Here is a 26,248-nt window from a genome sequence, read left to right on the forward strand (position 1 = left end):
TCGGCGGGCGGGCTCACAGCGACCACCCGAGGACGGTGTACAGCATGCCGCCGATCCACCCGACCCCTGCGAGCACGGCCAGGACGAGCACGGCCGTCACGGCGCGCTCGACCGGCCGGTCGGGGTCGGTCAGGGGCTTCGGGGAGCGGTGCGTCGTCATGCGGCACAGCCTGCCGTCGCCCCGGGGCGGCCACATCCGTACAGGTACTCAGACGACGCACTCGGCGCGTGAGTACGCGCCCCGGCCCGCCTCTTCCGCCGCGTCCTGTGCGCCTGCTGATCGGATTGCCGGGAGGCCGGCGCCTCAAAGCGTCGTCGCCTCCCGGAGGGCGCGGCGGCACAGCGCGTCCGCCCTGCGGGTGGTCTCCGGGAGCCGGTAGGCCGGGGTCAGGGCCAGCGTGTGCGCGCAGGCGTTGTCGAGGTTCACCCGGTGGCCGACGGAGACGAACACCGGCTTGACGGCGTCCCGGGTGCGCAGGGCGCGGCCCACCTCCTCGGTGCCCGCCAGGAGCGGGGAGCCGCTGCCGCGCCGGGGAGCGGGGTCGTCGTAGGTGAAGGTGAAGGGGTTCTTGGCGACGCCGATCGTGGGCAGTCCGGTGAGTACGCCGAGGTGACCGGCGAGGCCGAAGCGGCGCGGGTGGGCCAGTCCGTAGCCGTCGCAGACGACCAGGCCCGGCGGGCAGGGCAGCGCGTCGAGGGCGGCCAGGACGGTGGGTATCTCACGGAAGGCGAGCAGCCCGGGCACGTACGGGAAGGAGACGCGGCCGACGGCCGTCGTCTCGGCGACCACCTCCAGGGTGGCCGCGTGAAGGACGACGGCCGCCGCCGCGACGACATCCCGTTCGTCGTCGTAGGCCACGTCGACGCCGGTGACGTGACCGGTGCCGGGGCGCGGCCCGGGCTCGTCCAGGACCACCCGCTCGCGCAGTTCGTCCTGGACGGCGCGGGCCTCTTCCTCGGTGGCGGGCCAGCCCGCCGGAATCCGTACGGTCGTCATGATGGTGACGAGCGTACGGGCCGCGGGGCGGGCGTACGGGCCGCGGGTCAGCCCTTGTTGCCCAGCGCGCGCTGCAGCTCGCTCTTGTTCATGTCGGAACGGCCGTGGATGTTGCGGCGCTTGGCCTCTTCGTAGAGCTGGTCGTAGGTCGGGCCCTGGGAGCCCTTGCCGGACCGCTGGCCGCCGCGCTTGCCGGAGGACATGTCCTGGGTCGAGGTGCGGCTCGCGGTCTTCGACTCGCCGGACCGGGCGCGTTCCTTGTTCACCGTCCGGGCCGCGATCTCCTTGGCCCGGTCGGTGCTCTCGCCACGGTCCTGCGCGCTCTTCTTGATGTGCTCGTACTGACGTTCCCGCTTGGGGCTGGAACCGCGTGGCATGTCGGTCACTCCTTTCACGTAACGGTGACCGAGTACCCCGTTCGCGCGCCACGCGGCATCCCGCGCGCGGGTCAACTCTCCAGCCGGGCCACCCGTCCCTTCTCTCCGGCCGCCCAGCAGCCGAGGTCGGGGGTGCAGTCGACGGTGTCGTACGAGCCGGTGTCGAGCGTCTTCCAGGTGCGGCCGCCGTCCGTGGTGACGTCGGTGCCGGTGGGGCCGACGGCGAGGGCGGTGGTGGGGCCGTGCGGGAGCCAGGCGGCGCCGGAGCGGTAGGCGGGCGGGGGCGTGGCCGCCGGCTGCCAGGTGCGGCCGCCGTCCCGGGTCATCGCGGCGGCCTGCGGGGAGGGCTGGTCGGCGCGGTAGTCGCCGCCGACCGCGAGGCCGTGGGTGCGGTCGCGGAAGGCGAGCGCGAACACGCCGCGCGCCGGGTCGCCGGCCGGGATCGGGGTGTCGGTGGCCGTCCAGGTCAGGCCCCGGTCGGCGGAGTGCAGCACGCGCGTGCGTGCGCCTCCACCGGTGGCCAGCCAGACGTCCTTCGGCCCCGAGGTGACCAGGCACTGGCCGCTCGCCGCGAAGCCCGCCTCGCCGTCCAGCGCGGCCGGCATGCCGTCGGCGGGCAGCACCCGCCAGCTGCGGCCGCCGTCCGCGGTCGACAGGATGCGGAACTTGCCGTCCACCGGGTCGCCCATCGCAAGGCCGTGGCGGCGGTCGAAGAAGGCCAGGCAGTCGTAGAAGGCGTTCGGGTCGGTGTTGCGGAAGGACTCCGTCCAGGTCGCGCCGCCGTCGTCGGTACGGTAGACGCGGGACGCCTCGCCCTCGCCGATGGCCAGCACCACCGCGCGCCGCGCGTCGAACGCTTCCACGTCCCGGAACTGCAGGTCGGCGGCGCCGGACGGGGAGACGTTCCGCCAGCTCGCCCCGCCGTCGGCGGTGCGCAGGACCGTGCCGCCGGTCCCGGCCAGCCAGGCGGTGTCGCGGTTCACGGCGGCGAGCCCGCGGAAGCGCGCCTGCGGCGCACCGCTGTCCTTGAGCGCCCAGTGCGGCGCCCGTTGCTCCGGCGTGTGCGCCTGGGCCGGTACGGCGGTCAGCGCGGCCAGCGCCACCCCGCACACCCCCGCGGCCAGCCGTCGACGTGTAACTCCCGTCCGTCCCGCGTTCCCCGAGCGCCTCATGGCGGGCGAAGCTAGCCCACTCCCCCGGCCGCGTCCAGACGGTCCCCGTCCCGCCCCGGGCGTGAATGAACGCGGTGACTGAGGTCACTAGAGACACGTGTGCACGGAGTGGCCGATTCCGTCGTCTCTTCCAGTGCCAGGTCTCACAGCCCGGAACTTCGTCCAGCCGTCACGAGGGAGCAAGGCGTTGTCCACCGTCATCGAGCAGCCCGTAGAGGCCCGCCTCGTCGCCGCCGCACCGCGCATGCAGAGCATTCCCGCCACACTGCGCTACGACCGGCGCGACCCGTTCGCCGTCCGCATGACCTTCCCCGCCCCGGCCACCCTGGAGGGCGTCGAGGTCTGCTGGACCTTCGCCCGCGAGCTGCTGACAGCCGGCCTCGAGGTCCCGGACGGCCACGGCGACGTACGGGTGCGGCCGTACGGGTACGACCGCACCGTCCTGGAGTTCCACGCCCCCGAGGGCACCGCCGTCGTGCACGTGCGCAGCGGTGAGATCCGCCGTTTCCTGCAGGCGACGAACGACCTGGTGCCCGCCGGCCTGGAGCACCTCCAGCTCGACCTCGACCACGGCCTGGCGGAGCTGATGCGGGACGCCTGCTGACGCCCCTGTGCCAGGAGCGCGTCGAGCTCGCCGTAGTCGAGCCCGTCGGCCGGCGACCCCTGGGTCCCCGCGTCCAGCAGCTCCCGCGCGGCGCGGCGGGCCACGGCGTACGCCGCCTGGGCCAGGCCCGAGCCCGTGCTCACCCGGGCGAAGCCGAGCGCGGGCGGCTCGGCGACCGGGGGCGCGCCCGCGCCCGTCAGCACGTTGAGCGGCCCGTCGATTCCGTCGGCGAGCGCCGTTACCGCCTCCGGGCCGACGGCCCCGGGGACGAACAGGTGAGCCCCCGGAATTCCGTTGACGGCCACCACCCGCCCTCCTACGGTGTACAGCGGTTCTGTTGCCGTCGATCGGAGAAGGACGTTGCTCGTCTGAGGTCCTGAGACACCGCGCCCCACCTGAGGTGGGTACGCGCGCGTGCGACCTCGGCGTCCGAGCCGTCCTCCGGCACAGGGCTGAGCCCCTCCCCGGCCACACGGTTGCCGCCCCGCGGTGTCTCGACCCGCGTTCGCCCTGACCGCACCCAGCAACCGCGAGGCCCGTATGTCTCCTTCCCTCACCTGTACGTCCCTGTCCTTCGCCTGGCCCGACGGCACCGCCGTCTTCGACGGCCTCGACGCCGCATTCGGCCCCGGCCGCACCGGGCTGGTCGGCGTCAACGGATCGGGAAAGTCGACCCTGTTGAAGCTCATCGCCGGTGAGCTCGCCCCGGCCGACGGCGCCGTCCGGGTGGCCGGCGAGATCGGCTACCTGCCCCAGAACGTCACCCTGGACACCGCGCTCCGCGTCGACGAGGCGCTCGGCGTCGCCGCCCGGCGGGCCGCGCTGCACGCCATCGAGGCGGGCAACGCGGCCGAGGAGCACTTCGAGACCCTCGGCGACGACTGGGACGTCGAGGAGCGCGCCCTGGCGGCCCTCGGCGAGCTCGGCCTCGGCCACCTCGGCCTGGACCGCAGTGTCGGCGAGGTCTCGGGCGGCGAGTCGGTGCTGCTGCGCCTGGCCGCCCTGCTGCTCGTCCGGCCCGACGTACTGCTTCTGGACGAGCCCACCAACAACCTCGACCTGTACGCCCGCAGGCGGCTGTACTCGGCCGTCGCGGCCTGGCCGGGCGTGCTGGTCGTCGTCAGCCACGACCGCGAACTCCTCGACCTGGTCGACCAGATCGCCGACCTGCGCGCCGGGGAGATCACCTGGTACGGCGGGAACTACTCGGCGTACGAGGAGGCCGTCGCCGTCGAGCAGGAGGCGGCCGGGCGCATGGTGCGCGTCGCCGAGGCCGACTTCCGCAAACAGAAGCGCGAACTGGCCGACGCCCAGGTGAAGCTGGCCCGCCGCAAGCGGTACGGGCAGAAGATGTGGGACAGCAAACGCGAACCCAAGATCGTCATGGGGGCGCGCAAGCGCGCGGCGCAGGAGTCCGCGGGCAAGCACCGCATCATGCACGAGGAGAAGCTCGCCGAGGCCAGGGAGCGGCTGGACGAGGCGGTGGAGGCCGTACGGGACGACGACGAGATCCGCGTCGACCTGCCGTACACGGCCGTACCCCCCGGCCGGGGCGTCCTCACGCTGCGAGACCTGGAACTGGCGTACGGGGCGCGGGTCCAGGGCACCTTGGAGCTGCACGGCCCGGAGCGGGTGGCCCTCGTCGGGCGCAACGGCGCGGGCAAGTCGACGCTGCTGCGCACGATCGCCGGGGAGCTGACGCCGGTGGCCGGCGAGGCGGCGGCGCACGTCCCGCTGCGGTTCCTGCCGCAGCGGCTGGACGTCCTGGACGGTGAGCTGACCGTCGCCGAGAACGTGGCCCGGTTCGCGCCGGGCGCCGCCAACAACCGGATCCGGGCCCGCCTGGCCCGCTTCCTGTTCCGGGGCGCCCGCGCCGACCAGCGGGCGGCGACGCTCTCCGGCGGCGAGCGCTTCCGGGCGGCCCTGGCCGCGCTGATGCTCGCCGAGCCCGCGCCGCAGCTGCTCCTGCTCGACGAGCCGACGAACAACCTCGACATGGCGAGCGTGCGCCAGTTGACGACGGCCCTGGAGTCGTACGAGGGCGCGCTGGTGGTGGCCGGTCACGACCTGCCGTTCCTGTCCTCGCTCGGCATCACGCGCTGGCTGCTGATGGAAGGACGGGAACTGCGGGAGACCACCCCGGAGGCCCTCGGGAAACCGGTGTAGCGCGCGCGGCCGGAGCGTCTCAGGAGGGGCACAGCCGGTCGGCGAGGGTTTTGCCGTCACGCACCGGCCCTGCATGATGGCGGACCGGCGCCGCAAAAAATGGGCGCCGGACCGCCCCGCCGATACGGAGACCCCTCGTGCCCAGCAAGAAGGCCCTCGTCCGCCGCCCCAGCCCGCGCCTCGCCGAAGGCCTGGTGACGCACATCGAGCGGGAGAAGGTCGACGTGGGGCTCGCCGTCGAGCAGTGGGAGGCCTATGTCGAGGCGCTGCGCACGCACGGCTGGGAGACGATCGAGGTGGACCCGGCCGACGACTGCCCGGACTCCGTGTTCGTCGAGGACACCGTCGTCATGTACCGGAACGTGGCGTTGATCACCCGGCCCGGCGCCGCGTCCCGGCGCGACGAGACCGCCGGGGTGGAGGAGGCGGTGGCCCGGCTCGGCTGCTCGGTGAACTGGATATGGGAGCCGGGCACGCTGGACGGCGGCGACGTGCTGAAGGTCGGCGACACCATCTACGTCGGCCGGGGCGGGCGCACCAACGCGGCCGGCGTCCAGCAACTGCGGGCCGCCTTCGAGCCGCTGGGCGCCCGGGTGGTCGCCGTTCCGGTGAACAAGGTGCTGCACCTGAAGTCGGCGGTCACCGCGCTGCCCGACGGGACGGTGCTCGGGCACATCCCGAACGTGGACCGGCCCTCACTGTTCCCGGGCTTCCTGTCGGTGCCGGAGGAGGCCGGCGCCCACGTGGTGCTGCTCGGCGGCCACAAGCTGCTGATGTCGGCCGGCGCGCCGAAGACGGCCGAGCTGCTCACCGACCTCGGCCACGAGGTGGTCACCGTGGACATCGGCGAGTTCGAGAAGCTCGAGGGCTGTGTGACATGCCTCTCGGTGCGGCTGCGGGAGTTGTACGCGTGACCGGATGATCCGTTCGTCCCTCCAGCCCTGGGACCTGCACCTCCTGGGGCTGTTCGGCCGGCCTCGTACGGCAGGGCAACGCAGCCTGATCAGCAATCTTTACGCCACCCTTAACCTACGGCTTCGTAACCTACGGGTTCGTAGCCTACGATCTCGTAGGTTCCTGGCACCGCTCGCCGGGCCGTCCCCGATCAACTCGGGGTTCCTCCACCTCCCTGTCAGTCGTCCCCCTGGAGTCTCCATGACGATCACTTCCCCTCACCTCGGCAGCCCGTCTGTATGGACCGATGCGCGGCTGCTGTACGCGCTGGAGGAAGTGGTCGAGAAGGAACTGAACCGGCATCTGCAGGTCGCCAAGGACTGGATGCCGCACGAGTACGTCCCGTGGAGCGACGGCCGTAACTTCCCCGGCCTCTTCGAGGACGGCGAGGCCTGGGACAAGGAGCAGTCGAAGGTCACGGAGATCGGCCGGATCGCCCTGGTCGTCAACCTGCTGACCGAGGACAACCTGCCCAGCTACCACCACGAGATCGCCTCGCTGTTCGGGCGGGACGGCGCCTGGGGCACCTGGGTGCACCGCTGGACCGCCGAGGAGGGCCGGCACGGCATCGTGATGCGGGACTACCTGCTCACCTCGCGCGCGGTCGACCCGGACAAGCTCGAGCAGTTCCGCATGGCGCACATGAGCGAGGGCTTCGAGTCCGACAACCGGCACTCGATGCTGCACTCGATCGCCTACGTCGCCTTCCAGGAGCTCGCGACCCGCATCTCGCACCGCAACACCGGCCACCAGTCCGGCGACCCGGTCTGCGACCGCATGCTGGCCCGTATCGCGACCGACGAGAACCTCCACATGGTCTTCTACCGCAACCTGCTCAGGGCGGCCTTCGAGCTCGCCCCCGACCTCACCATGCAGGCGGTGCGGGACGTGGTCGTGAACTTCCGCATGCCCGGCCACGGCATCCCCGGCTTCGAGCGGGCGGCGGCCCAGATGGCCATCGGCGAGGTCTACAACATGCGCATCCACCACGACGACGTACTCCAGCCCGTCCTGCGCTTCCTGAAGGTCACGGAGATCGACGGCCTCGGCCCGGAGGGGCTCCAGGCGCAGGAGGAACTGGGGCTGTTCATGGGCGGCCTGGACGCGGAGGCCTCGAAGTTCGACGAGAAGCTGGCTGCGCGGAAGGCCCGGATGGCGGCGCGGGCGGGCGCCTGAGCGGGGCCTGAGCGGCCCGCTCCGGGAGCGGGGCGTGGCACGGGGCCGGGAGCGGGTCGACGGGCTGCGGACGCGCGTCCTGCGTGGCACATGGGGCGGGCCAGGAGCCTGCCGGACACGCGCGTGGGCCGGGAACCGACCGGCGGACGGTGACGCGCCCGCCCGGCACGGGTCGCGGCGCGAGCCACCGCCGGGCTGCGGGGCGCCCGGCAGGGGGCACTGCGCGAGTCAGGAACCGGCCGACGGGCTTGCCGCGGCGCTCCGCGGACGCTGCCCGGCCCGTGCGCGGAGCGCGCCCCTGTACCGGTGCGCGCTGTCGGAGGACTGCGGCATCATGCCGCCATGCGTGGCAACAGCAGGGCGGAACAGGCGGTCGGTTTCCTGCTCGCCTGATCGACGAGGAGACCGCCGGACGAGTCCGGGCGCGGACCGGTCTGCCCGGACCCGAAGACCCCGACGTGACCCGGCACCGGATGCAGCGCCCGTGGCTGCGGGCGGGCGGGCTGCCGGCCTCCGTGACGCTGTGGATCAGCTGGTCCAGCTGATCGACACGTTCCACCGGAACACCCCGGAGCTCGTGGTGACCGCGGGCGCGATCGCCTGAGCGGTACCGGCGCCGGGGCGGGGCGGCCGGGTCTGCCTCTGCTCTACGGGACCTCGCGAGCGCACCCGGCCGACCGGATTCGAACCGGCGTGTCCGCCTTTGCCAAGGCGCGCGCCTGCCTCTGCGCTACGTCCGGATGCGCCCCCGGATCCCAACCGCACGGCTGCCGCTCGGGCGGTTCAGGGGAACGTACGCCTGAGTTCCAGCCGTTCCTTCTCCGACAGGCCGCCCCACACGCCGAAGCGCTCGTCGTTGCTGAGCGCGTACTCCAGGCAGGCCGGGCGCATCTCGCACATGCCGCAGATGCGCTTCGCCTCGCGCACCGAGCTGCCCGGCTCCGGAAAGAAGAAGTCCGCCCCGGTCTGCGCGCACAGCGCCTGCGCCTGCCAGGCGGTGTCGGCCGGGGTGATCGTTTCGATGTGCATGGCCAGGATCGTTCCGGACGGCGAAAAACGTTCGATCAACGCCGGTTCAACGGGGCGTTCAAGGCCTCCGGCCGCCCCGATGATGCTCCCGCGCGGGCACCGGCGCACGGCGGCGCGCGCAGCCCGGCGGAGGACTGGGCGAACATACAAGGTCACCCAGCGTGATCGCGGGGCGGGTGCGGCGGGCGGCGGCGTTCCGGCAGCGGTTGTCAGTGGGCGGTGCCAGACTCGGCAGTGCAGACAACGGGACCCTTCCGAGGAGGGCGAACATGCTCACCACCCGTTTCGTCGACGGCGCCCCCAACTGGATCGATGTCGGCACCCCTGACATCGACGGCGCCGTCTCCTTCTACGGTGGTCTCTTCGGCTGGCGGTTCCAGTCGGCGGGGCCCGAGGCCGGCGGCTACGGCTTCTTCCAACTGGACGGCAGGACCGTCGCCGGCGGTATGCAGACCACACCCGAGCAGGGCCCGCCGTCCTGGACCGTGTACTTCCGGAGCGCGGACGCACAGGCCACCGCCAAGGCCGCCGAGCAGGCGCACGGCAGGATCCTTGTCCAGCCGATGGACGTGATGGGGCAGGGTCACATGGCGGTCCTCGCCGACCAGGCGGGCGTGCCGTTCGGCATCTGGCAGCCCGGGCAGACCAAGGGCGTGGACGTGGCGGGCGAACCGGGTTCGCTGTGCTGGGTGGAGCTGTACACCCCGGACGAGGCGGCCGCCGCGGCCTTCTACCACCAGGTGCTGGGCCTGGAGACCTCGGCCGTGCCGTTCCCCGGCGGCACCTACACCTGCGTCAATCCGTCCGGTGCCGGCGAGGACGCGATGTTCGGCGGCATCGTCCCGCTCGCCGTCGCCCCTGCGGAGACCGGGCCGTGCTGGCTGCCGTACTTCGAGGTCGAGGACGCGGACGCCGTCGTCGCCAGGGCGCAGGAGCTGGGCGGCACGGTGCGCATGCCCGCCACGGACATGGAGGGCGTCGGCCGCATGGCCCAGCTCGCCGATCCGTACAGCGCGCGTTTCGCGGTGATCAAGAGCACGCCGCCGCAGAGCTGAGACATCCTTTTACGCACCTGCGCGCCGCACCTACGCGGAGGCGCGTCGCACGAGTGTCGTCGGCAGGACGACACCGGCCGGCGCGCCGTCCGCGGTCGCCTCGTCGCCGGTGCGGCGGTCCAGGCCGCGCAGCAGCAGGCGGGCCATCAACCGGCCCATCTCCTCGATGTCCTGGCGGACGGTCGTCAGCGGCGGGTCGGTGTGCTCGGCGACGGGCAGCATGTCGTCGAAGCCGATCACCGCGACATCGTCGGGCACCCGCCGCCCCCGCTCGCGCAGCACGCGCAGGGCGCCGGATGCGGCGAGGTCGTTGGCGGCGAAGACGGCGTCCACGTCCGGGCAGCGGTCGAGGAGTTCCCGCATCGCCCGCTCGCCGCCGGCCGGGGTGAAATCGCTCTCGAGGATCAGCCGGGGGTCGGCGTCGCCCATGACGTCCCGGTAGCCGTCGAGCCGGTCGGCTGCCGACGTCTGGTCGAGGGGGCCGGTGATGTGCGCGATCCGCCCGCGGCCGAGGCCGACGAGATGACGTACGGCGGTACGGGCCCCGCCCCGGTTGTCGCTGTCGACGAACACGGCACTGCGCGTCCCGTCGCTCCACCCGGGCCGCCCGCCGAACACGGTGGGCACGCCGGCACCCTGGATCAGCCCGGGCAGCGGGTCGTCGAGGTGCAGGGAGAAGACGAGCGCGCCGTCGACGTGCCCGCCGGCGAGATACCGGGCCACGCGCGCGTGGTCGTCCCTGCCCTCCGTCAGCAGCAGCACCAGCTGGTTGTCGTGCGCGGTCAGCTCCTTGCTGATGCCGCGCAGTTGCAGCCCGAAGAAGGGGTCGGCGAAGACCCGGGTCTCCGGTTCGGCGATGACGACGGCGACGGCGTCGTGCCGCTTCGTCACCAGGGTGCGCGCCGCCTGGTTCGGGACGTAGCCGAGTTCCTCGACCGCCCGCCGGACCCGCGCGACGAGGGGCTCCCGGACCCCGTCCCCGCCGTTGACGACCCGCGACACGGTGGCCCGTGACACCCCGGCCCGGGCAGCCACGGCCTCCAGCGTGGGACGCGGCGCTGTCTCGGTCACTTCGGGGCTCCTCACCGGGCGGGGGTGCGGATCAGGATAGCCCGGCGCGGAGACCCTGGTGAGAGCGCTCTCCCGTCGGCGGAATCCGCTTGCGGGGCGGCACCGTCGACCCGTGACCCGTCGTCGGGGCCGTTGTCAGTGGCGTGCGGCATGCTGTGATCAGTGGCGGACCGCGCGCCACCGGCAAGGGGGCGACAAGGTGTTCACGGGGATCGACGAGGTCGACTGGGCGTCGCTGGGGCATGCGTACACCGACTCGGCGACGGATGTGCCGGACCTGCTGTGGGGGCTGGCGTCGGACGATCCGGCGCGGCGGGAGATCGCGCTGGACGGGATGTACGGCGCGGTGCACCACCAAGGTGATGTCTACGACAGCACGGTCGCCTGCATACCGTTCCTGTTCGAGCTGGTGACGACCCGCGCGGTGGCCGACCGGGGCGCCGTCGTCGGACTGCTGCGCAGCATCGCGGGCCGGCCGGACGACGACGAGTTCGACGACCCTGCGCCCGCCTTCGACGAGGGCGAGGACGACGACGAGGGCGAGGACTGGCTCCGGCACCACCGCGAGGCCCAGGTGATGGTCCAGGCCCGTGCGGGCGTCTTCCTGGAGCTGCTGGACGATCCGGACCCGGAGGTGCGGGCCGCGCTGCCGGGCACGCTGGCGCAGCTGCACCCCGATCCGGTGCGGGTGTTCGGCGCCCTGAGCGAGCGGCTGGCCGTCGAGCCCGACCCCGAGGCGGCGCTGTCCCTGGTGCACGCCCTGGGCACGCTGGCCGTCAAGCACGCCGGTGTCCTCGGCGACGAGGCGGGCCGCGCCCTGCGGGACGTCGTGTCCGGCACGCCCGATCCCGAGCTGCGGCTGACGGCGCTGATCCAGCTGGCGCGCCGCGCGCCCGGTGATCTGCCGGACGACACCCTGGAGATCGCCGTGGGGGTGATGCGACTCGCCAGCGAGGCCAAGGAGTTGGGGCCGCCGCCGGCCGAGCCGGAGCGGCCGCGCACGGACACGCTGATCTCGCACGTGCGGGAACTGCACGCCGAGCACCGCCGGAGTCTTGGCATCGACGACACGGACGAGCTCCTCACCGAGCTGCACCGGCAGCTGTGCGACCGCGTCGACGTGCGCTTCCCGCTGCTCGTCGCCCAGTTGCGCAGTCCCGACCGGGTGCAGCGCGCCCAGGCCGTCGGGATGGCCGGGCGGCTGCTGACGGGATGGCGGGCCCCGGACGACGAGCCGGTGCTGGCGCTCGCCCTGCTGCTCGCCGGGGACGATGTGCGCCTGCACAAGACGGTCCTCGGCGAACTGCGGTATGCCGCACCGGTCTCGCACCGCGTGGCCGACGGCCTGGTGGCCTACATCGAGAGCTGGGAGGACCGGGAGCCCGAGACCGCAACGGCCTGGCGGGACACGGCGGTCGGCATGGCGTTCGAGGTGCTGACCCTCCAGGGCGACGAGCGGGTCGTGCCCGCGCTCACCTCCGTCCTGGAGAAGATCGAGGTGCCGGAAAACCTCACGGGGTGGATCGAGGCGCTCGGTACCGAAGCGGCGGCCCCGCTGGGCCCGGTGCTGCACGACAGGCTGGCCACGCTCGACCACCGGGTGCCCAGCGACGCCCAGAGCCGTCTTCTGCGGGGACTGGGCACGCTCGCCCACCCCGGGTCGGTGCCGCTGCTCGCCGGCATCCTCAGCGGCACGGACAACCCTTGCACGCGCCGCGAGGTACTGGAGGCGCTCACCGCGTACGGCCGCCGGGGTGCCGGAGCAGCCCCGCAGGTGCGGGAGTTGTGGGAGAGCGGCACGCTGTCCGACGAGGACCGCGTGTTCGTCGCCGAGGCGCTGTGGGCCGTGGCCGGGGACGCCGAGGCCGCGCTGACGGTCGCCGGTGACGCCCTGATGTCCGGGCAGCGGATCCGGCGGTCCGCCGCTCTGCGGCTGGCCGGGGCGCTCGGCCCGGCCGGCACGCCGCTGGCACCCCGGCTGCGGGAGCTGATCGCGGCCGGTGCGGAGCCCGCGCGGGCGGCGATCGCGCTGTGGCGGGTGACCGGCGAGGTGGGCGAGGCACTGCCGGTGCTGCTCGCCCAGTGGACTGCGGCCCCTCGCACACGCCCCGAGATCGCCGCCTGCCTCGCCGAACTGGGCCCGGCCGCAGCGCCCGCCCTGCCGCTGGTACGCGCCGAACTGGCGTCGCCGCGCCGCCACAACAACACCGGCAGTCCGGGGAACATGCGCTACCACGTCTCCCCCGACGTGGCCCTCCTCCGGGACTGCCGCCGCGTCCTCGACAGGCTCGGCGAGCGGGGCGACGGCAAGGACAGCCCGCGTTAGGAGGGCTCCTCTCGCCGCGCCCGGCTCGGCTGCACCCGCTTGGGCTCCCCCGGCATCTTCGGGTACTCGGGCGGGTACGGCAGGTCGCCCAGCCCGTGGTCGTGCTCGTCGCGGCGGGCGAGTTCGAGCAGGGCGTCGAGGGAGAAGGCGTGGTCCTCCATGTCGGCGTGCACGTCACCGAGCTCGGCGAACCGGGCGGGCATGGTCGCGAGGTCGAAGTCCCGGGGGTGCGCGACACCCACCTCCTCCCAGCGCAGGGGTGCCGAGACGGGGGCGTGCGGGCGGGGCCGTACGGAGTAGGCGGAGGCGATGGTGCGGTCCCGTGCTGTCTGGTTGTAGTCCAGGAAGATGCGGCTGCCGCGTTCCTCCTTCCACCACTTGATCGTGACGTGCTCCGGCATCCGCCGTTCCATCTCCCGGCCGACGGCGATCGCGGCGCGCCGTACCTGGGTGAAGGTCCAGCGCGGTGCGATGGGGACGAAGACGTGCAGGCCGCGCCCGCCGGACGTCTTGGGCCAGCCGCGCAGGCCACCGAACTCGTCGAGGACGGCGCGCAGTTCGTGGGCGGCGCGGACGGCGTCGGCATAGTCGGTGCCGGGCTGCGGGTCGAGGTCGATGCGGAGTTCGTCGGGACGGTCGACGTCGGTGCGGCGCACCGGCCAGGGGTGGAAGGTGAGGGTGCCGTACTGGGCGGCCCACACCACGGCGGCCTCCTCGGTGGGGCACATCTCATCGGCGCTGCGGCCGCTGGGGAAGGTGATGTGCGCGGTCGGGATCCACGAGGGCATGCCCTTGGGCGCCCGCTTCTGGAAGAACCACTCGCCCGTCACGCCGTCCGGGTAGCGCTCCAGGGTGGTGGGGCGGTCGCGCAGGGCGCGCAGGATGCCGGGGCCGACCGCACGGTAGTACTGGGCGAGGTCCAGCTTGGTGAAACCGCGCTCCGGGAAGAACACCTTGTCCGGGCTGGACAGCCGCACGGTCCGCCCGCCCACGTCCAGTTCCACCGCATCACCCATGCGGCCACGGTAGGCGCAGCACGCATACCTCGCACACCGGGTGGTCCGGGACGTATGCCCGCAGAATCAGAGCATGGTCTGCGGGGGAACTCATAAAAACAGGTCAGAGGCCATACTCCCCGGGTTCGGACAGCGCAGGGATCGCCGGTGAGCCGGTGGCAGGTCTGGGAGGCGCTGCGTGCAGGTGGTGATGCCGTGCTGTGCGTAGCCGCGGGCCCGGCGCAAGGCGGCGGTGCGGGCCTGTGACGCCGGCCTCGTTCGCCGGCGTCCGCGTCCTGGTCAGGCTGAGGTCTTCGACTGCGATTCGCCGCCTTGGGTGCGCAGTTGCTCGTTGATGCGCTGGGCTTCCTGGAGCTGGTCTTCGAGGATGACGATGCGGCAGGCGGCCTCGACCGGGGTGCCCTGGTCGACGAGTTCGCGGGCACGGGCGGCGATGCGCAGCTGGTAGCGGGAGTAGCGGCGGTGGCCGCCTTCGGAGCGCAGGGGGGTGATCAGGCGGTGTTCGCCGAGGGCGCGGAGGAAGGCGGGGGTGGTGCCGAGCATCTCGGCGGCCCGGCCCATGGTGTAGGCGGGGTAGTCGTCGTCGTCGAGAGGGGCGACGGGGCGGGTACTGCGAGGGGGCATAGACCTCTTCTTCCAGGGGACGCGTCGGGGGGCCCGGGTGCCGTGCTGGCACCCGGGCCCCGAGCTTTCAACACCATCTACCGGCCAACTGCGCCGGCCTTCTCTTTCCGCAGGTTCCGCCTGGGAGGGCGGGGCTGCGGGGATCGCGGATGCGTGACCGGGGACCACCTTCCAATCCGGGGCCTGCGGTACCCGAGCGGACTTCTTCCTCGCCCGGGCGATCCTGATGGCGTCTGCTCCTTACTTTCGGTTACTCGGCTGTACTGCTGGATACCGCGGGTACTGCTCGCGGCCCCTGTGGGGCTGCGTCCTGCTTGACCTGCATGTACGGCAGTTCGTCTCTGCCGCACCCTCTTCGACTTCCTGGTTACGACGAAAACAGTAACCCTGCGACGAGCCGATGTCTACCATCGCCATGACAGATTTTCTTCACCGGCCGATATCTGGAGTTCTGTCGCAACACCCGGAAGAGTGCCACCACGGGCCGTCGAACCGCTCAGGCGCGTCATCGGAGTCCCTACACGGGCAGTGCTCGAAGTGCTCTTCGACCCGCCCGGCCACACACGGCTGCCCATCGTGGCGAGCATCTCCGTTTTGCTACCCGGGTAGGGCTGTTTGCGATTCAATGACCTATTCGCCTATATCCGGGGGGATCGTATGTGGTTGGCCGCTTCCACCTCACTTGCCATTCCCGACGACGTCGGGGCGTGGTCAGCTGCTGACTGGGCCTTCGTGGTCGTCATCACGATCGTGGGGGTGGTGCTGTTCACGGCCGGGCTCTTGGCGGCCGTCATGGGCGGCCCCGTGTGGGCCGGACTCGCGCTGCTCGCCGTCATCGTGGTGTGGCTGCTGGGGCATTACGTCTGGACGACGTGGCTGGCGCCGTTCTTCGGCGTCTCGTAGCTGGCTCCGCAAGGCAACGGCCCCCGCCCCCGAGAACCGGGGTGGGGGCCTTCCCGTGGGCCGGCCGCGGTCAGAGGCCGGTTCGGCCGCCGAAGTGCTCGGGCCCCCGATCTCGTCGCGTGCGCTCCGTCCCCGCGGTCAGACAGCAACGAACGCCCTGGTAGCGCGCCCCTTGACGGACGCAGCGCACAGCAGGCGGACACCATGGTTGACTCGTAGAGTCGGAGCATGGATCTGCCGGTGATGCCGCCCGTGAAGCCGATGCTCGCCAAGTCGGTGGCGGACATCCCGCCGGACATGCAGTACGAGGCGAAGTGGGACGGGTTCCGGGCGATCGTGTTCCGCGACGGGGACGAGGTCGAGCTCGGCAGCCGTACCGGTAAGCCGCTCACCAGGTACTTCCCGGAGCTGGTGGCGGCGGTGAAGGAGCGGGTGCCGGAGCGCTGTGTGCTGGACGGCGAGATCGTCATCGCCCGGGAGGGGCGGCTCGACTTCGACGCCCTCACCGAGCGCATCCACCCGGCGGACTCCCGGGTGCGGATGCTGGCCGAGAAGACGCCGTCGTCCCTCGTGGTGTTCGACCTGCTGGCGCTGGACGGCGAGTCCCTGCTGGACGTGCCGCTCACCGACCGGCGGGCGCTGCTCGTCCAGGCACTGGGCGGGGTGACCGCGCCCGTGCACCTGGCACCGGCGACGACGGACATCGACGTGGCCCGGCAGTGGTTCGAGCGGTTCGAGGGAGCCGGACTGGACGGGGTGATCGCCAAGCCGCTCACCCTGCGCTACCGGCCCGACGAGCGGGTGATGTTCAAGGTCAAGCACGAGCGCACCGCCGACGTCGTGGTGGCCGGCTACCGCTTCCACAAGAGCGGACCCGTGGTGGGCTCGCTGCTGCTCGGCCTGTACGACGACCAGGGCCGCCTGCAGCACGTGGGCGTGTCCGCCGCGTTCCCCATGAAGAAACGCGCCGAGCTGGTGGAGGAACTTGAGGCGCTGCGGATGGACGACGTGGCCGGGCATCCGTGGGCGGCCTGGTCCGAGGAAGCGGCGCACGAGACGGCCCGGCTGCCGGGGGCGCCCAGCCGCTGGTCGGGCAAGAAGGACCTGTCCTGGGTGCCGCTGAGGCCGGAACGGGTCGCCGAGGTGGCCTACGACCACATGGAGAACGGCGCCCGCTTCCGGCACACGGCCCGCTTCCGCCGCTGGCGCCCCGACCGGACCCCGGAGAGCTGCACGTACGCGCAGCTGGAGGAGCCGGTGCGCTACGACCTCGGGGAGATCCTCGGGCCGTAACCCGCAGGGAAGGCGGAGTCTCAGGGCTGGAAAAGGACCTTGACCGCGCCGTCCTGCTTGCGCTGGAACATCTCGTACGCGTGCGGCGCCTCGGCGAGCGGCACCCGGTGGGTGGCGAATTCGTCGACGCCGAGCGGGTCCTCGTCGGTGAGGAAGGGCAGGATGTCGCCGCTCCAGTGGCGCACGTTGGCCTGGCCCATCCGCATCTGGATCTGCTTGTCGAAGAGGGTGAGCATCGGCATCGGGTCGGCCATGCCGCCGTACACGCCGGTGAGGGAGAGCGTGCCGCCGCGCCGCACCAGGTCGATGGCGGTGTACAGGGCGGCGAGCCGGTCGACGCTGAAGCGTTCCGCGAGGGGCCCGCCCAGCTTCCGGGGCATCACCGCGGCGGCCTGCTGGACGAGGCGGGCGGCCGCGCTGCCGTGCGCCTCGGTGCCGACCGCGTCGATCACGGCGTCGGGGCCGCGCCCGCCGGTCTCGTCGCGGATCGCCTCGACCAGTTCCTTCTCGTTGTCGAAGTCCCGCAGGTCGTACGTCTCCACGCCGCGCCTGCGGGCCCGGGCCAGCCGCTCCGGGACCAGGTCCACGCCGAACACCCGCCCGGCGCCGCGCGCCTGGGCGACCCGGCAGGCCATGTCGCCGATGGGCCCGAGGCCGAGGACGGCGACGGTGCCGCCACGCGGGACGTCGGCGTACGCGACCGCCTGCCAGGCGGTGGGCAGCACGTCGGAGAGGTAGACGAAACGGTCGTCGGGCGGGCCCTCGGGCACCTTGATCGGGCCGTAGTCGGCGTGCGGGACACGCAGGTACTCGGCCTGGGCGCCCGGCACCGCGCCGTACAGCCGGGTGTAGCCGAACAGGGCGGCGCCCATGCCCTCGCTGGTGACCTGGGTGGTCTCGCACTGGGTCTGCAGCCCGGCGGAGCACATGAAGCAGTGCCCGCAGGAGATCTGGAACGGCACCACCACCCGGTCGCCCGGCCTGAGGTCGGGCACCTCCGGGCCGGCCTCCTCCACGATGCCCATCGCTTCGTGGCCGAGGATGTCACCGGGGGTCATGAACGGGGTGAGCACCTCGTACAGGTGCAGGTCCGAACCGCACAGCCCGGTGGACGTCAGGCGGATGACGGCGTCGGTCGGCTCCTCGATCCGGGGATCGGGCACGTCCTCCACCCGTACGTCCCGCTTGCCCTGCCAGGTCACTGCCTTCATCGCGTCGCGCTCCCTCCGTCGCGTGTGCGCGTCTGTCGCACCTGAGCGTTCGGTTCTGGGCGGCGACCGGGTACCCGCGGGGGTCCGCCCGAACCACCATCGGCATGTGCGCCGATGAACCGATGAGCACACAATCGAAGGCACGGAACGGGGTGTCGACGAACGGGGGTGTCGACGGTGGGCATGCGGCACAGAGCGCGCGGACGACGCGTCACCACGGCAACGGCGGCGGCGGTGCTGGCCGCCGCGATGACGGCCGTACTCGCGGCCGGCTGCACGACGGGGAACCACCCCGACGACGGCCACGGCCACAGCCGGCCATCCGCCACGCCCCGGCCGGGCGGCAGTGGCTCGGTGCTCGCCGTGAAGATCGACAACGTGTCCGCGGCCCGCCCGCAGACAGGGCTGCGGGCCGCGGACGTCGTCTACGCCGAGCAGGTCGAGGGCGGGCTGAGCCGCCTGATGGCGGTGTACGCCAGTCGGCTGCCCGAGTCGGTCGGGCCGGTGCGCAGCGCCCGCGAGTCCGACCTCGAACTCCTGCGCCAGTTCGACCGGCCGACCCTCGCCTTCTCGGGAGCGCAGCACAAGCTGCTGCCGCTGATCGGCCAGGCACCCCTGCGCGGCGAGACGCCCGGCAACGCGGCCGACGCCTACTACCGCGACACCGGCCGGGCAGCACCCCACAACCTCTACCTGCGCCCGGCCGCACTGATGCCCTCCCCGCCGGGCAGCGCCGCGCTGACCACCGGCTTCCACTACGGCGCGGCCCCATCCGGCGGCACCCCCGAGACCACGCGCACCGTGCGCTACCCGGCGGCCCGGTTCACCTTCACCTGGTCCGCCGGGCGGAGCCGCTGGCTGGTCGCGATGGACGGCACGCCCACCGTGACGGCCGACGGGAAGCCGGTGGCCCCGGCGACGGTCGTCGTGCAGTACGTGCGGGTGCGCGACTCGGCGTACCACGACGCGCTGGGCAACCACACGCCGTACACCGAGACGGTGGGATCGGGGAAGGCGGAGGTGCTGCGCGACGGCAAGGCGTTCCACGCGAGGTGGAAGCGCGCGACGGCGGCCGGCGGCACGGACTTCACCGTCGGGGACGGCACACCGCTGAACTTCGCGGCGGGCCAGGTGTGGGTGGTCTTCGCCCGGGCGGCCGGTTGACCGGCGCCGGGCTCAGGGCTGCGCGAGCGTCCGCCACGGCGCAGCGGGTGCTCGCCGAGGAGGAGGACGGCGCCGGGTGACGGTGGCGGTCGGGGGCGGGGCGCGGGTGGACTGTATGCGATCTTCGTCGATGGGATACTAGATCGCATACGATCGGTCGATTGCATACCGGGATCCCATACAGTCACCGTCGATCGGATACCGAGACGGTCGACCGACGACATCGCCTACCGCAGCCCCCGCCCCGTCTCCAGCACTTCCCGAGCCCGCGCCACCAGCCCGTCCGCGCCGCACGACCGTGCCAGGGCCAGGCCCCGGTTGAGTTCGGCGACCGAGCGGGCGGCGATGCCGTACTCGACGCGGGCGGCGGCGTGTTCGTACTGGCAGGGCGAGGCCTCCAGGTAGGCCACGGCCTGGGCGGCGAGGCGGACGGCGCGCTGGCCGGTCTCCAGGGCGGCGGCGCAGCGCAAGGCCTCGCCGATGGCGGTGTCCGTGCCGAACCGCTCGGCCTGCCGGCGGGCGTCGGTGGCGAGCTGGGCGGCGCGGGCCGGGTCCTCCTTGGCCAGTGCCCGGGCCAGGTCGACGGCACACGGGACCATCACGGGGTTGTGGTGGCCGCGCGCGGCCGCCGCCTTCTCGGCGGCCTCCAGTTCGTTGATGCCTTCCTTGGTGCGGCCGGCGGCGAGCAGCAGCCGGCCCCGTACGGAACGCGGGTCGGGCAGCACGATGGTGGACGGGTACGGCGGCGTGAACCCGTACTGTTCGGCGACCTCCCAGGCCTCCTCGACGTGGCCGCGGGCGAGCAGCGTGTCGACCAGGTTGCAGGTGGCCGTCCAGTACAGGGGCAGGCCGCGGCCGACCCGCTCGGCGATGCGCAGCGACTTCCGCAGGGACGCCTCCGCCTCCGGGAGCCGGCCGCGCCTGCGGTGGCCGAAGCCGAGGTAGGCGTGGGCCAGGGCGAGGTGGCCGCCGCTCCAGCCGGCGGTCTCGTAGACGCGCAGGGCCTCCGTGTAGAGGGCCTCGGCGCGGTCGAGGCGGTCGGTGTAGGCGTACGAGTTGGCCAGCATCAGCAGCAGTTCGATGCCCCACTCGGTGTCGGTCCAGCCGAGTCCGGGGGCGAGGCGGCCGTTGACGAGGGCCCGGTCGCACAGGTCGACGATCTCCTCGGCGCTCTCGCCGTGGGTCAGGGCGTCGAAGCCGCGCAGGATGAGCAGGGCGCGCTCGGAGTTGTCCCGGCCGGTGCAGGTCCGGGCGAGTGCGGCGAGGTTCTCGGAGCGGCCGGGGGTGGCCGTCTCCGAGGCGTGGATGCCCTCCCACATGTAGTGCACGGCCTGCAGCCGCAGTTTGGCGGGCCCCGGTTCCTGCCGGGCGGCCTCCGCCTCGACGGTGCGGACGGCGTCCTCCAACTGGTCGTTGTGGAGCAGGGCCTGGGAGAGACGGACGACGGCGTCGATGCGTTTGTCGCCTTCGAGGCCGGGCATGGCGAGGGCGGTCTGCAGGTGGTCGATGGTGGTCGCGGGCGCGGTCAGGAGGGTGGCGCAGCCCAGTTCGTACAGCACGTGCGCGTGGACCTCGGGCCTGGGCGGTTCGATCAGCGCGCGTTCCAGGCAGCGGCGGGCCGCGTCGGGAGCGCCGACGGCGAGGTGTTCGCGGGCGGCCTCGCGCAGCTGCTCGACGAGTTCCTCGTCGTCGTCCGGGTGCACTTCCAGCAGGTGCCGGGAGGCCGCGGCGGCACCGCGGCCGGATTCGGTGACGACCTGCGCGGCGATGCCGTGCATGGCGGTGCGCATCGCGGGCGGGATGGAGTTGTAGACGGCGGTGGCGATGAGCGGGTGGACGAACTCCAGGTCGCCGTCGTCGACGCGGGGCGCGGCGGGGTCGGGTTCGGTGAGGATGCGGGCGCCGACCAACTGTTCGGCGCAGCGCCGGGCGTCGTCGTCGCGCATGGTGGCGAGCTGGGCGACCAGGTCCACGGTGATGCCGGTGCCGAGGATGGCGGCCGCCCAGGCGAACTTGGTGGCGTCGATGCCGAGGCCCTCCAGGCGGGCGACGAGTCCGCCGCCGCGGGCGGAACGGTTCAGGGCGCGCAGTTCGCCGGCGTGGGCCTCGACCGGTTCGAACTCGCTGTCCTGGACCTTGGCGAGGAGTTCGACGGTCTCGTACGGGTTGCCGCCGGTGACGGCCCAGACCTCGCGGCAGAACGGGGCGTCGGCGTGCCGGCCCAGGGTGGCGCGGGTGAGGCCGGCGGTCGCGTCCGGGGTGAGGGCGCTGAGGTTGTTGACGGGGCGGCCCGCTGCGGCGGCAACGGTGTCGAGGTGGCGGGCGCTGTCGCCGCTGACCTCGCCGGGCCGGCGGGCGACGACGACCAGTACGGACAGGTCGTCGAGGCGTTCGGCGAACGCGGAGAGCCAGCGCAGGGTCTCCTGGTCGGCCCAGTGCGCGTCGTCGATCAGCAGCACGAGGGGCCACCACCGCCTGGCCAGCCTGCGGACGGCGGCGACCAGTCCGTCGCAGACGCCCTGCGGGTCGGCGTGACCCTCGCCGGGTTCCGCTATGCCGAGGGCGGGGCCGGCGATGTCGTACCAGTCGCCGAGGTATTCCCGGGCCTCCTCGGGCAGCAGCGAGACCAGCGCGGGCTGCAGCAGTTGCCGGACCACGTTGAAGGGAACGGACCTCAGTGTCTCGCCGCCGCGGGTGGACCACACGGTGCAGCCGCGGCGTTCGGCGACGCGGCGGATCTCGGTAAGGAGCGCGGTCTTGCCCAGGCCCGCCTCGCCCCGGAACACCAGCAGGCTCCCGGAGGACGAGCGGTCCGCGCACAGGACGTCGAGCGCCTGCATGACGGTGGCGATCTCCGCGTCGCGCTCCCACAGGGAAGCCGAGGCGGCCGCAGGGGGCCGTGCCTCCGTCATCCGTTACCTCCCCAAGTCGCCCGAACGACGTACAGACCTCGAGCGTAGCCGTCCTGTTGGCTGAGTGGAGACTGGTCGGGGCAGCTGTTGCCGTGACGGGTGAACGGCGGTGCGGCGGGGCGACGTGCACCGGCCCCGACCAGCCGTTGGTAGCCGACGGACCGTCAACAGTCCGTAAGGGAAGCTGATTTCCGAAGGCGGGCGTCCTGGCGCCGGCTGCTGACGTTACCGAGGGCCATCCAGGGTCCGGGGCATCCGGGTGGGGGGTGAGCGGACGGCATGCGTGCTCCGGAGGGGTCCTCTCATCCCTCTTTCACCGACACCTCATACGGTGGGGGCATGACGCAGGTGACTCCTCCCGGGTGGTACCCCGACCCCGGGCAGACAAGTGACGGTCCCGCCACCGAGCGCTGGTGGGACGGCAAGGCATGGACGGGCCAGACCCGTCCCGCCGGGTCGGCCGCCGTATGGGGTCCCCCGACGCAGCCCCCGCCCGTCGGGGCGTACCCGGCCTACCCGGTATATCCCGCCCAGCCGCCGGCCGGTCCACGGCGCGGTCTGCGCACGGGCATAGCCGTCGCGGTGGCGGCCGCGGTACTCGCGAGCATCGGGGTCGGCGTGTACGCGCTCTCCGGCAACGGCGGCGACGGCCGGGCCGGTTCACAGCAGGGCACCGGCGGGCAGGGCGGCCCGTTCGGCGGCCCAGGCGGCGGCACGGGGGGCGGGTCGGGCGGCCAGTCGCCCTCGCCCGACCAGTCCGAGGCGCCGAAGATCGAGGGTGGCGGCACGGTCAGCGACCCGGTCAACGGCATCAGCATGCCCGTACCGGACGGCTGGACCGGGCAGGCGCTCAACGCGGGCGCGCAGGTGACCTCCGACGACTCCTACAAGTGCCCCGGCGACACCTCCAAGACCTGCACCACCGGTGGCGCCTCCTCGGCGCCCGCGCTGCTCCTCGGCACCGAGGGCGGCACGGCCGAGGAGGTCGCCAAGGCGGACATCTCGGCGAACGCCAAGGAGTCCTACGGCGGCACCACCTACGGCAGCATCACCTCCCACCAGGTGCTCGCCTCCAGGGCGGTGACCGTCGCCGGGCAGGAGGGCTACCTGGTGCGCTGGAAGGCGGTCACGAGCAAGGGCGCCGACGGCTATGTCGAGTCGCTCGCCTTCCCCTCGCCCTCGGGCTCGAAGCAGATCGTCGTGGTGCGCTTCGGCGTCGACGTCGGGCAGAAGGTGTCGGTCATCGACACCATCACCAAGGGCATCAAGGTGTCCTCCGGCGGCGGCAACGGGCAGAACGTCTGATCCGCTGATCCGCTGATCCGCTCCGGCGCATGAGCCGGCCGGGTGGGGCGCCCCTCCGCTCAAGGGGAACCCCACCCGGCCGGGGTGTGCGCCGCCCCCGTCCCCACGGGTGCGGCGCAGGCAGGTCACCGTCCAGTCATCCCGTGGACGGCGGCCTGGGTCTCAAGTCACCCCGAGTGCGGGCAGCACTGCGGCGTCCACGAACCGGAGGAGATAGTCGGAGTCGGCGTACTGGCCGGTCAGCACGGGCCGCACGCGCAGCACTCCGAACATCATCGCGGGCACGTACTCCAGCGCCGGGTGCCCGGCGCGCACCTCGCCCCGCTCGACACCGCGCCGGAGGATCTCCTGGAGCGCGGCGACCTCCGGGTCTACGAGCGCCTCGCGCAGCGCCTGCTGCAGCTCGTGGTCCTGCGTGATCGCGTGACCGAGGGCCTGCAGCAGCCGGGTGTCCTTGCCCGACCAGTCCCCCGCGGCCCGCGCGGCCTGGCGCAGGTCCTCGGCGAGCGAGCCGGTGTCGATGCCGGCGAAGCGCACCTCGCGGCTGGCCCGCAGCGCCGCCGCGACGAACTGCGGCTTGGTCTTCCACTGCCGGTAGAGCGTGGACTTGCTGCACCGGGTGCTGGCGGCGACCCCCTCCATGGTGACGGAGTCGTAGCCGCACTCGCGGATCTGCTCGAGCACGGCGTCGAAGAACTCGCGCTCACGCTCGGGCGTGATCTTGGAGCGGCGCGAGGCGGCGACCGTCTCCGGTTCGTCCGCGGCCTGCGACGTCATGCGCTCTTCTCCCTCACCTGTGTCGCGGTCGTTCGTATGCGGCGGCCGTCGTGTGTATGCGATCTCCGTCGCTGTATGCGACGGCTCCATCGGCAGCTGCCGAAAGCCTGTATCCAGTGTGTCCTACGTCAATCGATACGCCAGTGTACCGGTACCCAAGCGTATCGGTACACTGGCGTATCGGTACGGAGGCGTATCGATCAATTCGCACCATCGTCAGCGAAGGGGCCGGGGGATGAATGCCCGAACCGAGCCTGCAGAAGCGGAGCCCGACGCGATAGCGCGGCCGCCGCTCGTCCGTGAGCTCCTGCTCGTCGCGGGGCTCTTCCTCGTCTACAAGGCCGGCCGGCAACTGGCCACGGGCCACACCGGCGAGGCCCTGCACAACGCCCGGCGCGTGTGGGACCTGGAAAGGGCCGTGCACCTCCCGGGGGAAGGCGCGGTGCAGTCGGCGCTGCTGCACGGCGACACCCCGGTCCACCTGGCGAACACCTACTACGCGGCCGTCCACTTCCCGGCCACCGCGGCCTTCCTGGTGTGGCTGTACCTGCGGCGGCCCGCGCACTACGTCTGGGCCCGCCGGGTGCTCGCCGCGGTCACGGCCGCCGCCCTGGTGCTGCCCTTCACGTTCCCGCTCGCCCCGCCGCGCATGCTGGCCGCCACCGGACTCGTCGACACCGCGCGCGTGTACGGGCCTTCTGTATACGGTCCACCGCGGACCGACCATCTCTCCAACCAGTACGCGGCGATGCCGTCGCTGCACTTCGGCTGGGCCCTGATGGTGGCGATCGGCCTGATCGTGGCGACCCGCTCGCGCTGGCGCCGGCTGTGGCTGCTGCACCCGCTGGTGACCCTGCTGGTGATCGTGGGCACGGCGAACCACTACTGGCTCGACGCGATCGCGGCGACGGCCATGCTCGGCGTGGCGCTCGCGCTGATCCACCCGCCGCACCGCACGGCGTACGCGGCGAGCACGCCGAGGCGCCGCCGGCGGACGTTCGTGGCCCCCGAGGAGCAGGTCCTGATCGGAGCGGGCCGATGAACGCCGATCTCGTCGCCGTCGCCCTGTCCCTGGTCTCGGCCGTCGCCTATGCCGCGGCCGCCGTCGCCCAGGAGCGCCTCGCCTCCCGCAACTCCGGCGCGGGCCTGCCGCGGCTGCTCGGCAGCGGCGCGTGGTGGTGTTCGGTCGGGCTGAACGCGGGCGCCGCACTGCTGCACGTCGTGGCCCTCAAGTACGGTCCGCTGACGGTGGTCCAGCCGCTGGGGGCGCTCACCCTGGTCGCGGCGGTGCCGATGGGGGCGCGGGTCGCCGGGCGGCGGGTCAGCGCGGTCGAGTGGCGGGGCACCGCCCTCACGCTGCTGGGGCTCGCCGCCCTGCTGGTCACCGCCTCGGGTCCGGCGCCCGAGCAGGTGCTGAGTCTGCCGGAGGCGCTGGCGGTCGCCGGTACGACGGCGGCGCTGATCGGCGTGCTGGCCCGGCCGGGCGCCCGGCCGGGCCTGCGGCACGCGACCGCGTCCGGCTTCGCCTCGGGCGTCGCGTCGGCGCTCACCCAGACGGTGACGGTGGCGGCGACGGACCACTCCGGGTCCGGGCTCGGCATCGGGGAGGTCCTGGTGGCGCTGCTCGTCGCCGCGTTCGCCACGGGCGGCCTGCTGCTGTCGCAGACGGCCTACCGAGGCGGTCTCGGCGCCCCGCTGGCGGTGGTGACCCTCGCCAACCCGGTCGCGGCCGCGGTGATCGGGCTCACCCTGCTCGGCCAGGGACTCCAGGGCGGCGCGGCCGGCGTCCTGCTGGCCCTGGCAGGGGCGGGGCTGGCCGCCTGGGGGGTGGTGCTGCTGACCCGGGTGACACCGGCGGCGGACGCCGCGCTCGGGAGCGCCGAGGAGCACCCCGTGGCCGCCGTCCTGGCGCTGGAGCCGGGGACGGCGTCGCTCGAACCGGCCCTGGTGCCCCGGCAGCCGGAGCCGGGACGCCTCACTCCGCTCTAGTGCAGACACGAAGGCGGCGGGGGGGGGGGGGGGGGGGGGGGGGCGCCCCCCCCCCCCCCCCCCGCCCCCCCCCCCCCCACCCCCCCCCCCCGCGCCGGCCGCGCCCGGCGGGGGGCCCGCCCCCCCC

23 protein-coding genes, 1 tRNA gene and 1 pseudogene are annotated in these 26,248 nt (G+C 73.0%); 12 read left to right on the top strand and 13 right to left on the bottom strand.

Annotated elements, in window-relative coordinates; genetic code table 11:
* Positions 1–13: 13 nt before the first annotated feature.
* From mmpA to ACIBBH_RS10080, 4 genes are all read right to left on the bottom strand, one after another.
* A complete protein-coding gene (gene mmpA / locus ACIBBH_RS10065) occupies positions 14–160 on the bottom strand; it encodes a morphogenic membrane protein MmpA (RefSeq protein WP_399403771.1) in 147 nt (48 codons plus the stop codon).
* Between the two features lie 144 nt (positions 161–304).
* Positions 305–997, bottom strand: coding sequence for an endonuclease V (locus tag ACIBBH_RS10070; protein ID WP_399403772.1), 693 nt, complete (start codon positions 995–997; stop codon positions 305–307).
* A 47-nt stretch (positions 998–1,044) separates the two neighbouring features.
* Positions 1,045–1,374, bottom strand: a complete 330-nt coding sequence (locus ACIBBH_RS10075; protein WP_399403773.1) for a plasmid stabilization protein — start codon at positions 1,372–1,374, stop codon at positions 1,045–1,047.
* 71 nt (positions 1,375–1,445) lie between these two features.
* Positions 1,446–2,546: a WD40/YVTN/BNR-like repeat-containing protein gene (locus ACIBBH_RS10080; RefSeq protein ID WP_399403774.1), complete on the bottom strand. Its 1,101-nt coding sequence runs from the start codon at positions 2,544–2,546 to the stop codon at positions 1,446–1,448.
* A 187-nt stretch (positions 2,547–2,733) separates the two neighbouring features.
* On the opposite strand from ACIBBH_RS10080, the gene ACIBBH_RS10085 reads away from it, so the two are divergent.
* The gene (locus tag ACIBBH_RS10085) at positions 2,734–3,150 is read left to right on the top strand and encodes an SsgA family sporulation/cell division regulator (RefSeq protein ID WP_399403775.1); all 417 of its coding nucleotides are present in this window, start codon (positions 2,734–2,736) and stop codon (positions 3,148–3,150) included.
* 134 nt (positions 3,151–3,284) lie between these two features.
* Here the strand turns inward: ACIBBH_RS10085 and ACIBBH_RS10090 are convergent.
* Positions 3,285–3,788, bottom strand: a pseudogene (locus tag ACIBBH_RS10090) (hypothetical protein); the annotation flags it as partial.
* Here ACIBBH_RS10090 and ACIBBH_RS10095 point away from each other — a divergent pair.
* From ACIBBH_RS10095 to ACIBBH_RS10105, 3 genes are all read left to right on the top strand, one after another.
* Positions 3,691–5,316, top strand: coding sequence for an ABC-F family ATP-binding cassette domain-containing protein (locus ACIBBH_RS10095; protein ID WP_399404029.1), 1,626 nt, complete (start codon positions 3,691–3,693; stop codon positions 5,314–5,316). The pseudogene ACIBBH_RS10090 and the gene ACIBBH_RS10095 overlap by 98 nt on opposite strands.
* A 137-nt stretch (positions 5,317–5,453) precedes the next feature.
* Positions 5,454–6,230, top strand: a complete 777-nt coding sequence (gene ddaH, locus ACIBBH_RS10100; protein WP_399403776.1) for a dimethylargininase — start codon at positions 5,454–5,456, stop codon at positions 6,228–6,230.
* A gap of 241 nt (positions 6,231–6,471) precedes the next feature.
* On the top strand, positions 6,472–7,446 hold the full coding sequence (locus tag ACIBBH_RS10105) for an acyl-ACP desaturase (RefSeq protein WP_399403777.1): 975 nt from the start codon (positions 6,472–6,474) through the stop codon (positions 7,444–7,446).
* Positions 7,447–8,114: 668 nt separating this feature from the next.
* Here the strand turns inward: ACIBBH_RS10105 and ACIBBH_RS10110 are convergent.
* A tRNA-OTHER gene (locus tag ACIBBH_RS10110) sits at positions 8,115–8,186 on the bottom strand.
* Positions 8,187–8,229: 43 nt separating this feature from the next.
* Positions 8,230–8,475, bottom strand: a complete 246-nt coding sequence (locus tag ACIBBH_RS10115) for a WhiB family transcriptional regulator (protein WP_399403778.1) — start codon at positions 8,473–8,475, stop codon at positions 8,230–8,232.
* 269 nt (positions 8,476–8,744) lie between these two features.
* Between ACIBBH_RS10115 and ACIBBH_RS10120 the strand changes: the two genes are divergently transcribed.
* A complete protein-coding gene (locus tag ACIBBH_RS10120; RefSeq protein ID WP_399403779.1) occupies positions 8,745–9,530 on the top strand; it encodes a VOC family protein in 786 nt (261 codons plus the stop codon).
* Between the two features lie 30 nt (positions 9,531–9,560).
* On the opposite strand, the gene ACIBBH_RS10125 is transcribed toward ACIBBH_RS10120, so the two are convergent.
* The gene (locus ACIBBH_RS10125; RefSeq protein WP_399403780.1) at positions 9,561–10,601 is read right to left on the bottom strand and encodes a LacI family DNA-binding transcriptional regulator; all 1,041 of its coding nucleotides are present in this window, start codon (positions 10,599–10,601) and stop codon (positions 9,561–9,563) included.
* A gap of 199 nt (positions 10,602–10,800) precedes the next feature.
* Here ACIBBH_RS10125 and ACIBBH_RS10130 point away from each other — a divergent pair, with 199 nt between their 5' ends.
* Complete coding sequence (locus tag ACIBBH_RS10130) at positions 10,801–12,927, top strand: HEAT repeat domain-containing protein (protein WP_399403781.1); 2,127 nt, start codon at positions 10,801–10,803, stop codon at positions 12,925–12,927.
* Here ACIBBH_RS10130 and ligD read toward each other — a convergent pair.
* A complete protein-coding gene (gene ligD / locus ACIBBH_RS10135) occupies positions 12,924–13,943 on the bottom strand; it encodes a non-homologous end-joining DNA ligase (RefSeq protein WP_399403782.1) in 1,020 nt (339 codons plus the stop codon). The genes ACIBBH_RS10130 and ligD overlap by 4 nt on opposite strands.
* A gap of 279 nt (positions 13,944–14,222) precedes the next feature.
* On the bottom strand, positions 14,223–14,567 hold the full coding sequence (locus ACIBBH_RS10140) for a MerR family transcriptional regulator (RefSeq protein WP_399403783.1): 345 nt from the start codon (positions 14,565–14,567) through the stop codon (positions 14,223–14,225).
* A 663-nt stretch (positions 14,568–15,230) separates the two neighbouring features.
* Here ACIBBH_RS10140 and ACIBBH_RS10145 point away from each other — a divergent pair.
* Entirely contained in the window at positions 15,231–15,470 is a 240-nt protein-coding gene (locus tag ACIBBH_RS10145) for a hypothetical protein (RefSeq protein ID WP_399403784.1), read from the top strand.
* A gap of 228 nt (positions 15,471–15,698) precedes the next feature.
* On the top strand, positions 15,699–16,763 hold the full coding sequence (locus ACIBBH_RS10150; protein ID WP_399403785.1) for an ATP-dependent DNA ligase: 1,065 nt from the start codon (positions 15,699–15,701) through the stop codon (positions 16,761–16,763).
* A 20-nt stretch (positions 16,764–16,783) separates the two neighbouring features.
* Here the strand turns inward: ACIBBH_RS10150 and ACIBBH_RS10155 are convergent, their stop codons facing one another.
* Positions 16,784–17,974, bottom strand: coding sequence for a zinc-dependent alcohol dehydrogenase (locus ACIBBH_RS10155; protein ID WP_399403786.1), 1,191 nt, complete (start codon positions 17,972–17,974; stop codon positions 16,784–16,786).
* Positions 17,975–18,157: 183 nt separating this feature from the next.
* Here ACIBBH_RS10155 and ACIBBH_RS10160 point away from each other — a divergent pair, with 183 nt between their 5' ends.
* Positions 18,158–19,138, top strand: a complete 981-nt coding sequence (locus ACIBBH_RS10160; protein WP_399403787.1) for a DUF3048 domain-containing protein — start codon at positions 18,158–18,160, stop codon at positions 19,136–19,138.
* Between the two features lie 227 nt (positions 19,139–19,365).
* Here the strand turns inward: ACIBBH_RS10160 and ACIBBH_RS10165 are convergent, their stop codons facing one another.
* Complete coding sequence (locus ACIBBH_RS10165) at positions 19,366–22,050, bottom strand: ATP-binding protein (RefSeq protein ID WP_399403788.1); 2,685 nt, start codon at positions 22,048–22,050, stop codon at positions 19,366–19,368.
* Between the two features lie 339 nt (positions 22,051–22,389).
* Here ACIBBH_RS10165 and ACIBBH_RS10170 point away from each other — a divergent pair, with 339 nt between their 5' ends.
* On the top strand, positions 22,390–23,355 hold the full coding sequence (locus ACIBBH_RS10170; RefSeq protein WP_399403789.1) for a DUF2510 domain-containing protein: 966 nt from the start codon (positions 22,390–22,392) through the stop codon (positions 23,353–23,355).
* Positions 23,356–23,517: 162 nt separating this feature from the next.
* Here ACIBBH_RS10170 and ACIBBH_RS10175 read toward each other — a convergent pair whose 3' ends face one another.
* Entirely contained in the window at positions 23,518–24,132 is a 615-nt protein-coding gene (locus ACIBBH_RS10175; RefSeq protein WP_399403790.1) for a TetR/AcrR family transcriptional regulator C-terminal ligand-binding domain-containing protein, read from the bottom strand.
* Between the two features lie 235 nt (positions 24,133–24,367).
* Here ACIBBH_RS10175 and ACIBBH_RS10180 point away from each other — a divergent pair, with 235 nt between their 5' ends.
* Together ACIBBH_RS10180 and ACIBBH_RS10185 are read left to right on the top strand one after the other, a co-directional pair.
* Positions 24,368–25,174: a phosphatase PAP2 family protein gene (locus ACIBBH_RS10180; RefSeq protein WP_399403791.1), complete on the top strand. Its 807-nt coding sequence runs from the start codon at positions 24,368–24,370 to the stop codon at positions 25,172–25,174.
* On the top strand, positions 25,171–26,121 hold the full coding sequence (locus ACIBBH_RS10185; protein ID WP_399403792.1) for a hypothetical protein: 951 nt from the start codon (positions 25,171–25,173) through the stop codon (positions 26,119–26,121). Before ACIBBH_RS10180 ends, ACIBBH_RS10185 begins: the two co-directional genes overlap by 4 nt.
* The last annotated feature ends 127 nt before the right edge of the window (positions 26,122–26,248 follow it).

This window comes from Streptomyces sp. NPDC051636 (genome assembly GCF_044453765.1).
Classification (GTDB): Bacteria; Actinomycetota; Actinomycetes; order Streptomycetales; family Streptomycetaceae; genus Streptomyces.

Excerpts from the sequence above, each read along its gene's own strand:
- ligD (WP_399403782.1), bottom strand. The coding sequence starts at position 13,943 with ATGGGTGATGCGGTGGAACTGGACGTGGGCGGGCGGACCGTGCGGCTG.
- ACIBBH_RS10095 (WP_399404029.1), top strand. The coding sequence starts at position 3,691 with ATGTCTCCTTCCCTCACCTGTACGTCCCTGTCCTTCGCCTGGCCCGAC.
- ACIBBH_RS10185 (WP_399403792.1), top strand. The coding sequence starts at position 25,171 with ATGAACGCCGATCTCGTCGCCGTCGCCCTGTCCCTGGTCTCGGCCGTC.
- ACIBBH_RS10150 (WP_399403785.1), top strand. The coding sequence starts at position 15,699 with ATGGATCTGCCGGTGATGCCGCCCGTGAAGCCGATGCTCGCCAAGTCG.
- ACIBBH_RS10070 (WP_399403772.1), bottom strand. The coding sequence starts at position 997 with ATGACGACCGTACGGATTCCGGCGGGCTGGCCCGCCACCGAGGAAGAG.
- ACIBBH_RS10080 (WP_399403774.1), bottom strand. The coding sequence starts at position 2,546 with ATGAGGCGCTCGGGGAACGCGGGACGGACGGGAGTTACACGTCGACGG.
- ACIBBH_RS10075 (WP_399403773.1), bottom strand. The coding sequence starts at position 1,374 with ATGCCACGCGGTTCCAGCCCCAAGCGGGAACGTCAGTACGAGCACATC.
- mmpA (WP_399403771.1), bottom strand. The coding sequence starts at position 160 with ATGACGACGCACCGCTCCCCGAAGCCCCTGACCGACCCCGACCGGCCG.
- ACIBBH_RS10175 (WP_399403790.1), bottom strand. The coding sequence starts at position 24,132 with ATGACGTCGCAGGCCGCGGACGAACCGGAGACGGTCGCCGCCTCGCGC.
- ACIBBH_RS10120 (WP_399403779.1), top strand. The coding sequence starts at position 8,745 with ATGCTCACCACCCGTTTCGTCGACGGCGCCCCCAACTGGATCGATGTC.
- ACIBBH_RS10105 (WP_399403777.1), top strand. The coding sequence starts at position 6,472 with ATGACGATCACTTCCCCTCACCTCGGCAGCCCGTCTGTATGGACCGAT.
- ACIBBH_RS10170 (WP_399403789.1), top strand. The coding sequence starts at position 22,390 with ATGACGCAGGTGACTCCTCCCGGGTGGTACCCCGACCCCGGGCAGACA.
- ACIBBH_RS10140 (WP_399403783.1), bottom strand. The coding sequence starts at position 14,567 with ATGCCCCCTCGCAGTACCCGCCCCGTCGCCCCTCTCGACGACGACGAC.
- ACIBBH_RS10160 (WP_399403787.1), top strand. The coding sequence starts at position 18,158 with ATGCGGCACAGAGCGCGCGGACGACGCGTCACCACGGCAACGGCGGCG.
- ACIBBH_RS10180 (WP_399403791.1), top strand. The coding sequence starts at position 24,368 with ATGAATGCCCGAACCGAGCCTGCAGAAGCGGAGCCCGACGCGATAGCG.
- ACIBBH_RS10165 (WP_399403788.1), bottom strand. The coding sequence starts at position 22,050 with ATGACGGAGGCACGGCCCCCTGCGGCCGCCTCGGCTTCCCTGTGGGAG.
- ACIBBH_RS10155 (WP_399403786.1), bottom strand. The coding sequence starts at position 17,974 with ATGAAGGCAGTGACCTGGCAGGGCAAGCGGGACGTACGGGTGGAGGAC.
- ACIBBH_RS10115 (WP_399403778.1), bottom strand. The coding sequence starts at position 8,475 with ATGCACATCGAAACGATCACCCCGGCCGACACCGCCTGGCAGGCGCAG.